12 protein-coding genes are annotated in these 12,059 nt (G+C 36.5%); 7 read left to right on the top strand and 5 right to left on the bottom strand.

Features of this window, described 5'->3' with window-relative positions; genetic code table 11:
* The first annotated feature begins 6 nt into the window (after positions 1–6).
* Positions 7–399 carry an SRPBCC family protein gene (locus tag IWB64_RS10815; protein ID WP_194534013.1) on the top strand — a complete coding sequence of 131 codons (393 nt, stop codon included), beginning with the start codon at positions 7–9 and terminating at the stop codon, positions 397–399.
* Here IWB64_RS10815 and IWB64_RS10810 read toward each other — a convergent pair whose 3' ends face one another.
* On the bottom strand, positions 400–1,131 hold the full coding sequence (locus tag IWB64_RS10810; protein ID WP_194534012.1) for a biotin--[acetyl-CoA-carboxylase] ligase: 732 nt from the start codon (positions 1,129–1,131) through the stop codon (positions 400–402).
* 93 nt (positions 1,132–1,224) lie between these two features.
* Between IWB64_RS10810 and rsfS the strand changes: the two genes are divergently transcribed.
* From rsfS to IWB64_RS10780, 6 genes are read left to right on the top strand one after another with little or no spacing between them, the layout of a single operon-like run.
* Positions 1,225–1,608 carry a ribosome silencing factor gene (rsfS, locus tag IWB64_RS10805; RefSeq protein ID WP_194534011.1) on the top strand — a complete coding sequence of 128 codons (384 nt, stop codon included), beginning with the start codon at positions 1,225–1,227 and terminating at the stop codon, positions 1,606–1,608.
* Between the two features lie 9 nt (positions 1,609–1,617).
* Positions 1,618–3,621, top strand: a complete 2,004-nt coding sequence (gene ftsH / locus IWB64_RS10800) for an ATP-dependent zinc metalloprotease FtsH (protein ID WP_194534010.1) — start codon at positions 1,618–1,620, stop codon at positions 3,619–3,621.
* 58 nt (positions 3,622–3,679) lie between these two features.
* Positions 3,680–4,294, top strand: a complete 615-nt coding sequence (locus IWB64_RS10795) for an LUD domain-containing protein (RefSeq protein ID WP_155597552.1) — start codon at positions 3,680–3,682, stop codon at positions 4,292–4,294.
* A 4-nt stretch (positions 4,295–4,298) separates the two neighbouring features.
* The gene (locus IWB64_RS10790) at positions 4,299–5,102 is read left to right on the top strand and encodes a phosphatidate cytidylyltransferase (protein WP_194534009.1); all 804 of its coding nucleotides are present in this window, start codon (positions 4,299–4,301) and stop codon (positions 5,100–5,102) included.
* Positions 5,092–5,775 carry a phosphatidylserine decarboxylase family protein gene (locus IWB64_RS10785; protein WP_194534008.1) on the top strand — a complete coding sequence of 228 codons (684 nt, stop codon included), beginning with the start codon at positions 5,092–5,094 and terminating at the stop codon, positions 5,773–5,775. Before IWB64_RS10790 ends, IWB64_RS10785 begins: the two co-directional genes overlap by 11 nt.
* Positions 5,750–6,016 carry an acyl-CoA-binding protein gene (locus IWB64_RS10780; RefSeq protein ID WP_194534007.1) on the top strand — a complete coding sequence of 89 codons (267 nt, stop codon included), beginning with the start codon at positions 5,750–5,752 and terminating at the stop codon, positions 6,014–6,016. Before IWB64_RS10785 ends, IWB64_RS10780 begins: the two co-directional genes overlap by 26 nt.
* 31 nt (positions 6,017–6,047) lie before the next feature.
* Here the strand turns inward: IWB64_RS10780 and IWB64_RS10775 are convergent, their stop codons facing one another.
* The 4 genes from IWB64_RS10775 to IWB64_RS10760 form a co-directional block, all read right to left on the bottom strand.
* Positions 6,048–6,809, bottom strand: coding sequence for a creatininase family protein (locus IWB64_RS10775; RefSeq protein ID WP_194534006.1), 762 nt, complete (start codon positions 6,807–6,809; stop codon positions 6,048–6,050).
* 74 nt (positions 6,810–6,883) lie between these two features.
* Complete coding sequence (locus tag IWB64_RS10770; protein ID WP_194534005.1) at positions 6,884–8,152, bottom strand: sterol desaturase family protein; 1,269 nt, start codon at positions 8,150–8,152, stop codon at positions 6,884–6,886.
* A 78-nt stretch (positions 8,153–8,230) separates the two neighbouring features.
* Positions 8,231–8,824, bottom strand: a complete 594-nt coding sequence (locus IWB64_RS10765; protein WP_194534004.1) for a hypothetical protein — start codon at positions 8,822–8,824, stop codon at positions 8,231–8,233.
* 470 nt (positions 8,825–9,294) lie between these two features.
* Positions 9,295–11,925 (bottom strand): valine--tRNA ligase, encoded by a 2,631-nt coding sequence (locus tag IWB64_RS10760; protein WP_194534003.1) that lies wholly within the window; start codon positions 11,923–11,925, stop codon positions 9,295–9,297.
* Between the last annotated feature and the right edge of the window lie 134 nt (positions 11,926–12,059).

The following is a 12,059-nucleotide window of genomic DNA, read 5'->3' as shown; positions in this document are numbered from 1 at the left end:
ATTAATATGCACATAGAAACACCTCAAAAAGATATTCCAAAAGGAGATAAAGAAGTCTATGATTTCTTGACCGACCTAAAGAATTTTGAAAAATTGATGCCGGATAATATCGATAAGTTTGAAGTAATAAACGAAGATCGATTTCTTTTTGCACTAAAAGGTATGCCTCAAATTGTATTGGAGCGTCAAACCCAAACACCTAACAGTCAGATTATTTTAGGTGCTGCAAGCGATAAATTGCCATTTACACTTACTGCGGATATTGTTTCCGTAAGCGATACTGAAAGTAAAGTTTCTTTAAGTTTTGAAGGTCAGTTTAACGCTATGATGGCTATGATGATCAAACACCCAATAACAAATTTCATGGGTACTTTGTCCGACAACTTAACTAAGATTTAATTAGTAGAGCAATTTCACCTCTTTAATATCAAATTCTTTTAGCACGTTGTCCTCAAGCGTTATTTGAAGTCTCCCGGTTGGTGAAACTCCACGAATAAAGCCCATGAACAATTCATTTTGCTTATTCTCAAAAGTTGAGGGTTTGTCTTTTCTAAAAAGAACTTGCTCATATGCTTTCCAGAGATTTTCCTTGCTATCAGCATTCGACTTTAAAAAGACGGATTTTAGGTTTTTTACAACCTCATGTAGTAATTCGTCTAAGTCAAAATTGCTCCCGAGTATCAGTTTTAAAGACGACGCATTTTCCAGTTCACCAAAGAAGGTTTGGTTAACATTAAGGCCAATTCCTATTATAGCCGTATTTATTAAATTTCCAGAAAGGATATTTTCAATAAGAATACCACAAATTTTTGAAGTACCTGACAGAATGTCGTTGGGCCATTTTATGCTTAAATCCGGTACTTGATGTGCTCTTAAAGTTTTATAAACGGCTAACGCTACACAAATATTCAAAATAAAATAATCAGTAACACTCAAACCCAAATCCTGCCTTAACACACTAAAAGTAAGGTTTTTACCGGAATCAGATTGCCATTTAGCCCCCATTTGCCCTTTGCCTTTTAGCTGTTCTTTTGCGGTAATTACTGTAAAATCAGCCCATAGACCATCGGACAACAAACGCTTTAAATGTGCGTTTGTAGAGTCCGTGGCATCAAGTTTGATTATGTTCATGCTAGGCATATTTAGAATATATTGTATCTATTATAAAAAACTAGGTCTAAAAGAACAAAAAAATAATAACTTTGTACAAACTAAAATTTTTGAATGCAAAAAAGCAAAGCCAGTGCAGATGAACTAATTGCATTGATATTACAGGGAATAGAAGAAGTTAAGGGTCATGATATTTATTTACTTGATCTTAGAGATATAGAAAACACAGTTTGCGACTACTTTATAATTAGTAATGGTACTTCAAACACACACGTAAACGCCATAGTAGGGTCGATTCGTAAAATCGTTAGTAAAGCAATACAAGATAAACCTTGGCATGTAGAAGGCGAAGATAATGCCGAATGGGTGCTTATGGATTACGTAAACGTTGTTGTACATGTTTTCCAAAAACATATTCGGGAGTATTATGATATTGAGGGCCTTTGGGGAGATGCTAAAGTGACCAAGATAGAAAGTAGTAGCAGTTTGAATCAGTAAAAAAAAATAATGGCTAAAGATAACAACACGAATACAAAGAAACCGAAGTTCAGTTCATGGTGGATTTATGGATTGATTGCAATACTTTTAATTGGTTTTCAATTTATAGGTAGTGGCAACTTAGCCAGCACCAAAAAGACAACAACTTCAGAGTTACAAGAATACCTTAGAAATGGTGATGTCAAAGAAATTATGATCATTACCAATACCCGTCAAGCTAAAGTCTTTCTTACAGACGAAGCCATGGCAAAGGATGTTCATAAAGATGTAGCTGAAAAGCCACTACTTCCTTCAACAGGTGTTGTTCCGCAATATGTTTTGGATTATGGTGATTTACAGAACTTTGAGAATGAAATCAAAAATATAAAAAAAGAAAACAACCTAGATACTATTGTCGATTATGATACGGACAATAACTATCTAATGGATCTTCTTTTAGGTATATTACCTTTTGTTTTAATAATTGGTATTTGGATTTATTTGATGCGTAGAATGTCTGGCGGCGGCGGCGGCGGTGCTGGTGGTCAACTTTTTAACATCGGCAAATCTAAAGCAAAGCTTTTTGATGAAAAGACAGACACTAGAACATCTTTTAAAGATGTTGCAGGCCTAGAAGGCGCAAAAGAAGAAGTTGAAGAAATTGTTGAATTTCTAAGAAACCCGGACAAGTATACTTCTCTTGGTGGAAAGATACCTAAAGGAGCCCTTCTTGTAGGTCCTCCGGGAACGGGTAAGACCCTTTTAGCCAAAGCTGTTGCAGGAGAAGCCAAAGTACCTTTCTTCTCTCTATCTGGTTCTGATTTCGTAGAAATGTTTGTTGGTGTAGGTGCGTCAAGAGTACGTGACCTTTTCAAACAAGCTAAAGATAAATCACCTGCCATTATATTTATTGATGAGATAGATGCTATTGGCCGTGCACGTGGTAAAAACAACTTTACCGGTTCTAATGATGAACGTGAAAATACGCTCAACCAGTTACTTACTGAGATGGACGGTTTTGGAACAAACACTAATGTTATTGTATTAGCTGCTACCAACCGTGCAGATGTATTGGATAAAGCATTGATGCGGGCTGGACGTTTTGACAGACAGATATATGTGGACTTACCGGATATTAGGGAACGTGAAGAAATTTTTGAAGTTCACCTAAGACCTATTAAAACTGCTGAAGCTTTAGATACAGAATTTTTAGCGAGACAAACACCTGGTTTCTCTGGTGCGGACATTGCCAATGTTTGTAATGAAGCTGCATTAATTGCTGCAAGAAAAGAGAAAAAAGCCGTTACTAAACAAGATTTCTTGGATGCCGTTGACAGAATTGTTGGTGGATTAGAGAAAAAGAATAAAATAATTACTCCTGGTGAGAAGGAAACTATTGCTTACCATGAAGCGGGTCATGCCACTACAAGTTGGATGCTTGAGCATGCTGCTCCATTGGTAAAAGTAACTATCGTTCCAAGAGGGCAATCCTTAGGTGCTGCGTGGTATTTACCAGAAGAACGCCTAATTGTTCGTCCAGAGCAGATGCTAGATGAAATGTGTGCTACCATGGGAGGTAGAGCTGCTGAAAAAGTTATTTTCAACAAGATTTCTACAGGAGCTTTAAGCGATTTGGAAAAAGTAACTAAACAAGCCAGAGCAATGGTAACCATCTATGGTCTTAATGACGAGATTGGGAACGTTACCTTTTATGATTCTTCAGGACAAGATTCATACGGTTTCTCCAAACCTTATAGTGAGGATACTGCCAGAAAAATTGACAAAGAGATATCTAGAATTATTGAAGAGCAGTACCAAAGAGCTATTCAAGTATTGACCGATAATAAAGATAAGCTTACTATTCTTGCAGAAAGATTGCTGGAAAAAGAGGTAATCTTTAAAGAAGATTTAGAGAAGATTTTCGGTAAAAGAGATTTCGGTGAAGAATTCGATAAAAAAGGACAAGAAAAAATTTCTACTAAAAAATCATCCGCCGAGGATACGTTAGCAGAAGAAGGTGAGGAAAATAAATAAGAATATTTAGCGTTTTCTTTAACTAGAGGAGAACACGCATTGAGTTTTATAAGAGCAAATGGGGCTATTTGACAAATTATTCGGCGGTGGTAAGCAAAAGAAGGTTTCCAAAGAAACAGCGGAAACTAGAGGTGCGCATATGCCCGACCTGAACATTCCTGTAGATGAGAAATTTACCATACATTTTAAACAAAATGGTGGTAAATTTCTTTACTGCGATTCTTTTTCAGAAATTTCTCAAGCGGTAAAGAATATCGTTAATGAGAATAGCTGGCAGGAACACCCCTTCTATGTCATGAACCCAAAGCTCAAAGAAAAGTTCGCAAAAGAAAACATTAGCTTTACAAATACTAGCAGAGATAGTGAAGTCTTTTTCACCACTTGCGAGCATTTAATTGCTCAAAATGGATCTATATTGGTTTGTTCTAATCAACTAATGGATAAAAAGCTTAACGAACTACCTTACAATGTAATCGTATTTGCTACCACTAGTCAACTAGTGGAATCTATAGGTGAAGGCTTAAAAACGATTAAGAAAAAATACGGTCATAATATTCCCGCAAACATTACTACACTAAAGCACTTTCAGGCAAACGAAGGAAACTCAGATGATTTCCTAACTTACGGAAGCAGTTCTAAGAACCTGTACCTTTTACTTTTGGAAGACCTATAATAGTATGAAGGAAATTTTAAGGCGGTCGATTACAGGAGTTGTTTACATCTTTTTATTATTGTCCGTGGTCTTTTTAAGTTCGGATGCTTTCGACTTTTTATTTATGATATTTGGACTTGCCTGTCTAAATGAATACAAAAAACTTGTTGGGTTAAAGGGACTCCATATTTATGGAGCCTATTTAATATTGTGGTGGGCCTATATATATTTCGTAAGTGATATGTATCTGGTTTACATTCTTTTAGGGTGTACTCTAGCCGTAAACTTTATGCTTCTGTTTTTTCTTTTTTCTAAAAGGACTAAACTCTTTAATACAATTCAAAAATTTCTTATTGGCTTATTCTATGTAGGAGGCGGTTGCATTTTCCTTACAATGATTCCATATACCAATAATGACTTTGCCAAATTTTTAATTATAGGTATTTTTATCTTAATTTGGGTAAATGATTCGTTTGCTTACATTGTTGGTCGTAGCTTTGGGCGCACAAAGTTGTTCTCTGCGGTATCACCAAAGAAAACAATTGAAGGTGCACTTGGTGGTTTAGTTTTCGCCGTTGGAACGGCTTATTTTATGGCTAAGTACGAGCCCATCTTAAATCCCCTGCAATGGGTTATGTTGGCTATTGTAATTGTAGTTACGGGGAACTTAGGTGATTTAATTGAGTCAAAATTTAAAAGAACGGCAGGCGTAAAAGATAGTGGTGCTATTTTACCTGGCCATGGCGGCATGTTAGATCGCCTAGATAGTTTAATATTTGCCGCACCTTTTGCATACTTAACTTTAAAAATTTTCGCACATGTTTCATAGAGAGGGTCAAAAAATTATCCTGATCACCTTTTTTATTGTGGCTTTAGTTGTACTTGGCTCTCAATATGCTATTGACATTCCATGGCTACGGTTGGGAATTCAATTAATTGCTCTCGTGTTTTTAATTTTGATTTTGCAATTCTTTAGAAACCCTACACGTAGGGCAGCAAAAAACTTTGATGACATCTTGGCGCCCGTTGACGGAAAAGTAGTTGTTATTGAAGAGGTTGAAGAAACCGAATACTTTAAAGACAAACGTATACAGGTTTCTATTTTTATGTCGCCTATAAACGTTCATGTTACGCGTTATCCCGTAAGCGGAAGTGTAAAATACTCAAAATATCATCCTGGTAAATATTTAGTAGCTTGGCACCCTAAGTCCAGTACAGAGAACGAACGAACAACTGTAGTTATACGGACACCTAAATTTGGAGATATCCTTTACAGACAGATTGCTGGTGCCTTAGCGAGACGTATTGTCAATTATGCGGAAGAAGGTGATAACGTTCAGCAAGGTGAAGATGCAGGTTTCATAAAATTTGGGTCAAGAGTTGATTTGTTTTTGCCGTTAGACTGTGCAATTACCGTAAAACTAAACCAAAAAGTAATCGGTGCAGAAACGTGTGTTGCCGCAGTTCTAAAAAAGAATGAAGAAGGAGAAATTACATACTGATTTCGACAAGGCGGTAGAGTTCATGAATAACTTTACCGAACCTCTGCCGGCCGATCTACTGCTTAAGCTATACGCTTATTATAAAATAGCGAATAGAAACTATAGCAATCCGGGAAGTAGAACTCCTTTGATCAATGCTTTTAAAGCCAATGCACTAATTCAGGCTAAAAACATTAAGCGAGATGATGCTATGAAGGCATATATTAAACTCGTTAAAGTTGAAGTTAGAGGTAAAGAATAATTATTACTTTTTTCAACTATTGTAGCCTGTTTTATTCGTAAAGGTCTTCCGTATCCGCTTTACAGAGTTCATAGATAAAATCGCCCATTTTCTGGGTAACATCATTAAAGAACCGCCCCCCTTTTTCTTTGGTAGATTTATGTGGGTTACCTACACCAGTATCTTCACTTATTTTTGACCACTCTCTTTCTGCCCAAGCCCAACCTTCTGAAAAAGATTGAATTTTATATTTTTTAGAAGCTCCATCTCCCCATTTTTCTCTTGGTAATACCAAATCGGGTCGTAAATGAAGCATGAGACTAGTTTCCATTTCATCTGCATGGTCTCCTTTTTCATCAAAATACAAATCCTTGTTCAACACCCCTGGAAAGAAGCAAAAGCTGATAAACATTTTAGGGAATTTATATCCCAGCTCACGAACCAAAGGTTTGAAGTTATTACCGCCATGGCCATTAAAAATAAGTAATTTATAAACACCTTGTCTATTGAGCACTTCTACTATATCAGTCAAAATAGCGAATTGCGTACTTGGATTTAAGTTAATATCTAGATAAATATCAGACTGCCCTGTATTAACTCCAAACGGAAGCGTGGGCAACACTATAGGCTTCCCTCCTTTCTCCCACGCTACACGTGCAGATTCTGCAGTCATATGGTCTGCTTGATAATTATCCGTAGCATAAGGCAAGTGGTAATTGTGTGCCTCGGTTGCACCCCAAGGTAATATGGCTAAATCGAACTTTTCATCCTTTAAGGCTTCCCAATTCGTTTCTGCTAAAATAAAAGGTCTCATAACCGTGTTAAATTAAAAGTTTGATACAGCTCTTTTCTTTAAAAGGCTCCTAAAATTATCTTTGTTAAACCCAATTAGGCTATTGTATTTTTCTTTATAGTGGAAGATTCAAAATACGTGAAATATAATCCTGAAAATATAGTAATTAAAAAGTAAAAAACAACAAGCCAACTCCCAAAGGATATATAGTAATTCATGCCAAACCAATCTCCTGTAAAAATTATCAATACTAAGCCCAGCACTCCTCTAAATAATTCAACATAAGCAGCGTGTTGCTTTCTATCCATTAAAGTAGTGTACCCATAAATACCAGTAAAAACTATAAATCCAAAAAGTAAAAGACCGCTAACTCCTATAGTCTCAAAATTATAGAACATGAACCATAACAAGAGAGTGGTAGCTATCAATTGAAAAACCACATAGAATTTTAAAGCATTAGATGCAGGTGTTTCATAGCGTGTAAATCCATATACATCTCCAATTATGGTTATTGGATATTTCTCTTTGACATCATCAGGCCTCCAGCCCGTTGGCATAAACCAAATACGAAATTTATCATAGTAGCTTCTTGTACGCCAAGCATCTTGTAACAACCGCCAGAAATGTTGAAAATTAATAGGTATTGGATTCCAAGTTGAAGCTGGTTTTAATACACCGTATTGAGGTGGAACATCCTTTAACTCTTCTTGAAAAGTACCAAACCACCGATCCCACACACAAAGAATTTGCCCTAAGTTCTTATCTATATATTCAGGATTTATAGCGTGGTGCACTCTGTGCTGGGATGGTGTAACAATAATATATTCCGCCCAACCCATTTTACCTATATGTTGGGTATGATACCAAAACTGTGCAAAAAGATGGACAGGAGCCAATATGGCTATTACTTCGTTGGGAATACCCAAAATAGCTGCAGGAAGTATTAACAATGGAAAATATCCTACTAAATTAGAAATGGGCTGTCGTAAAGCGCAGGCTAGGTTAAACTCTTCACTACTATGATGTATAACATGTTGATTCCAGAAAAAATTTATTTTATGATTTAGACGATGATTCCAATATCCTGCAAAATCAATGACAATAAATGCAACAAACCACAATAGCCACGTACTCTCCATTTTAAATACCGCTAAATGTTCCAATAAAAAAGGATAGGTCACCAGGATAAAACCTAGGCCTAAAGTATCTTTTATAATATTTGTAAAGCCCGAGCTTATACTCGAAACTGAATCCATTACTTTATGCTTTTGATTTTTGATGAAATATCCATAACCTATTTCAACAGCTAGTAGAGCCACAAAAAATGGGATTGCATATAAGAGTGCCTGAGCATACGTTTCCACTTAAAGTAGATTAAGTTAAAAGAAAATGAAACTATAATAAACAACAGAATTTAGTCGTTTTTTCTAATTGGTCCTAATTTAATTAAAAGGACCTACCATAATATGAGCGCGAAAAGTACCAGGATCCATTAACCAAGGCATCCCTTTTTCATGAGGCTTTGATGGTAATCCAGTGGATTCTACCGTAGCAAATGGAGTGTATATAACATATCGGTATTGTCCATCTCCCAATTCACCTGTTTTCTTATCGTAAGCCTCGTCACTACCGTAATAAATATAAAGCATACTTGGCACTATAGGCATCTGCCATTTACCTGCAGCAACCTCGGCTCCTTGAATTTCTCTTTTTTCTTTTGTGTTTTTTCCTTCTGCGGTCAATTCTCTACCCCTTTTCATAAAAGGTTCCAATGTTTTGGAATAACATGCCACACTCACTCCTTCTTTTGTTGGGTCATCGCCAATACATACTAAATTATTGGTTCCCTCCCTCAACACCACCAAATTCCCCGAACTATCATACCCATAGACAATGGCAGCATCTTTATCTGCTTCTGGCGCAGGCAGAACCGCTGTTTTAATTTGAATTTCAGGTGATAGAATTTCGGTCTCAGCTTCTTGTGAAGTCACAAAAAAAACTGATAAAAGAGCTGCAAAAAATGTTATCTTTTTCATGTTATGTTGGTTTTACATAAATATAAACATGAAAAATTAAATAAGAAGATATACTGGCTAAAATTTACTTGCAATACAAAAAAGAAGGACCCCGAAGTCATACAATGGGGGAACATTTAAAATTATGACAATTGGGGCCTCCAATGACTTAAGCAGATCAGACAAATCTTAAAAAACATGTACCCAAGTAAGAATATGGAGCTATACAAACTAATTTTCGATGTCGTTAAAATCTCAAGACATAACAATATACGGTCATAAATGAATTTCAGTTCATTTGGTAGTTCGTAATTCACGTTTCAATCACTCAAGACCTACGAAAAGAATAAAAATGAATCAAAAGAATAGTATGTTTTTAAAATCATTTAATAACAAAAAGTAATTAAAGCACTCCTGAGGGTTACTTAACAGAACAGCCGGATATTCTAATAAAAGAATATCCGGCTGCATTAATTTTTAAGAAAAAAAGCTTACTTCAAACTTGCCAAACTTTTCTCTAGTGTTTCTATTTTTGCCTCAGCATCTGCTTGCTTTTGGCGCTCTATAGTTATCACCTTTTCTGGTGCATTGTTTACAAAACGCTCATTAGATAGTTTCTTCTGAACAGATTTCAAAAAGCCGTTGGTATACTTCAACTCTTCTTCAATCTTTTTAATTTCGGCCTCAACATCAATTGCGCCGCTCATTGGAACAAAGTACTCGTTGCTTTTTACACGGAAAGATAAAGCACCTTCAACCGTAGCATCAACATAAGCAACTTCACCAACATTGGTCAGCTTCTCTATAACCACATCCCAAGTTTTAGCAAAATTCCCTTCGTTGAGAACCATAAGCTCTAAACTCTCTTTCATTGGAATATTCTTTTCTTTTCGAATATTCCGAACACCGGACACCACTTCTGCAGCCACATCAAAACTTTCTATAAGCGCTTCATCTACCTTCTCTACTTTTGGCCATTTAGAAATAACCAAAGCATCTTCCGGTGTGCGTTCTGTAATGTGTTGCCAAACTTCTTCTGTCAAGAAGGGCATAAACGGATGTAACAGTTTTAAATTCTGTTCAAATAAAACAATTACTGCTTCATAAGTAGTTCTATCTATAGGTTTCTGATAATCTGGCTTAATAATCTCCAACAACCATGAACTATAATCATCCCAAACCAACTTATAAATTGCCATTAAGGCATCTGAAATACGATACTTGCTAAAATGGTCTTCAATCTCTACTAAGGTTTTATTGAATTTAGCTCTATACCATTCAATACCTAATCTTGATGCTTCAGGTTGTGGCAAATCTGCAATCTCCCACCCTTTCAACAATCGGAAACCATTCCATATTTTATTGGCAAAATTCTTACCTTGCTGGCATAAATCTTCATCGAACATTAGGTCGTTACCCGCAGCAGAGCTTAGTAAAAGTCCAACACGAACACCATCTGCTCCGTAGTCTTCTATCAACTTAAGTGCATCAGGAGAATTTCCTAGCGATTTAGACATTTTTCTACGCTGCTTATCACGAACCAACCCAGTAAAATACACATTTTTGAAAGGCCGTTCATCACGGTATTCATAACCAGAAATAATCATTCTAGCTACCCAGAAGAAAATAATATCTGGACCGGTCACCAAATCATTGGTTGGATAATAGTAATTTATCTCTTTATTATCCGGCTCTAAAATGCCGTTAAAGACACTAATAGGCCATAACCAAGAAGAAAACCAAGTATCTAGCGCATCTTCATCCTGCCTAAGGTCTGCCTCTGTCAAATTGGCATTTCCTGATTTCTCTTGAGCCAATTTTAAGGCTTCAACTGCAGTTTCTGCTACTACAAAATCTTCTTGTCCATCACCAAAATAAAAGGCAGGAATCTGCTGTCCCCACCACAATTGGCGCGAAATATTCCAGTCGCGAATGTTCTCCATCCAATGACGATAGGTATTCTCGAACTTTTTAGGGAAGAATTTAACCTCTTCCGTTTCAAGAACAGCTTTGATAGCCGGCTTTACCAAATCTTCCATCTTTAGGAACCACTGATCACTTAAACGAGGTTCAATAACAGCTTTAGTACGTTCTGAAGTACCTACTTTATTAACGTAGTTCTCCTTTTTGACCAAAAATCCTTTTTCTTCAAGCTCCTTGGTAATTTCTTTTCGAACTACAAAACGGTCTTTTCCCTCATAATGCAATCCAAAAGAATTTAGCGTTGCATCTGCGTTAAAGATATCTATAGTTTCAAGGCCATGCTTTTCACCTAAAGCCTTATCATTAATATCGTGGGCTGGCGTTATTTTCAAACATCCCGTACCGAATTCAATATCTACATACTCATCTTCTATGATAGGTATCACCCTACCTGATATAGGAACAATTACTTTTTTACCCCTTAAATGATGATACCTTTCATCATTAGGATTAATACAGATAGCCGTATCCCCTAATATAGTCTCAGGCCTTGTCGTAGCAATGGTTACGCGCTCATCAGAACCTTCAATTGGATATGACAGGTAATATAAAAGCCCCTGTTTTTCCTCATAAATTACTTCTTCATCGGAAAGTGTCGTCTGCGCTTCTGGGTCCCAATTTACCATACGGTGCCCTCTGTATATCAATCCTTTATTGAATAAATCAACAAATACTTTAATGACCGATTTATACATATCGTCATCCATGGTGAATTTGGTACGATCCCAATCACACGAAGCACCTAATTTTTTGAGCTGACCAAGAATAACCCCACCATACTCATCTGTCCAATCCCACGCGTGTTTTAAAAACTCTTCGCGAGTTAAATCGGCTTTATCTATGCCTTGGGCTTTCAATTTTGCCACAACTTTAGCCTCTGTAGCAATAGAAGCGTGGTCCATTCCCGGTACCCAACATGCATTCTTACCCATTAAACGGGCCCTTCTGGTCAATACATCTTGAATAGTGACGTTCAGCATATGCCCCATATGAAGCACTCCGGTTACGTTAGGAGGAGGAATTACAATAGTATAAGGCTCTCTTTCATCTGGGGTAGATGAAAAATAATCATGCTCCATCCAGTAATCATACCAGTGGTTTTCAGCTTTTAGGGCGTCATATTTAGAAGGGATATCCATATTTTTGGAACGGTTTTTGTCTAAGGATTGACGGTCATAACAATAAAGACCGAAATAAGAAGTTACGTTATATATAATTTATGGCAATTTTGCCTAGTTTCAAATACGAAACAAAAATAAGTAACGTTAACAGA

This window comes from Zobellia nedashkovskayae (assembly GCF_015330125.1).
GTDB classification, from domain to species: Bacteria; Bacteroidota; Bacteroidia; order Flavobacteriales; family Flavobacteriaceae; genus Zobellia; species Zobellia nedashkovskayae.
The sequence above is the reverse complement of the archived record's forward strand: the minus strand, read 5'-3'. Positions and strand labels throughout refer to the sequence as shown.

Bases quoted from the DNA above. Each gene is read 5' to 3' on its own strand.
- IWB64_RS10815 (WP_194534013.1), top strand. From the start codon at position 7: ATGCACATAGAAACACCTCAAAAAGATATTCCAAAAGGAGATAAAGAA.
- IWB64_RS10810 (WP_194534012.1), bottom strand. From the start codon at position 1,131: ATGAACATAATCAAACTTGATGCCACGGACTCTACAAACGCACATTTA.
- rsfS (WP_194534011.1), top strand. From the start codon at position 1,225: ATGCAAAAAAGCAAAGCCAGTGCAGATGAACTAATTGCATTGATATTA.
- ftsH (WP_194534010.1), top strand. From the start codon at position 1,618: ATGGCTAAAGATAACAACACGAATACAAAGAAACCGAAGTTCAGTTCA.
- IWB64_RS10795 (WP_155597552.1), top strand. From the start codon at position 3,680: ATGGGGCTATTTGACAAATTATTCGGCGGTGGTAAGCAAAAGAAGGTT.
- IWB64_RS10790 (WP_194534009.1), top strand. From the start codon at position 4,299: ATGAAGGAAATTTTAAGGCGGTCGATTACAGGAGTTGTTTACATCTTT.
- IWB64_RS10785 (WP_194534008.1), top strand. From the start codon at position 5,092: ATGTTTCATAGAGAGGGTCAAAAAATTATCCTGATCACCTTTTTTATT.
- IWB64_RS10780 (WP_194534007.1), top strand. From the start codon at position 5,750: ATGAAGAAGGAGAAATTACATACTGATTTCGACAAGGCGGTAGAGTTC.
- IWB64_RS10775 (WP_194534006.1), bottom strand. From the start codon at position 6,809: ATGAGACCTTTTATTTTAGCAGAAACGAATTGGGAAGCCTTAAAGGAT.
- IWB64_RS10765 (WP_194534004.1), bottom strand. From the start codon at position 8,824: ATGAAAAAGATAACATTTTTTGCAGCTCTTTTATCAGTTTTTTTTGTG.
- IWB64_RS10760 (WP_194534003.1), bottom strand. From the start codon at position 11,925: ATGGATATCCCTTCTAAATATGACGCCCTAAAAGCTGAAAACCACTGG.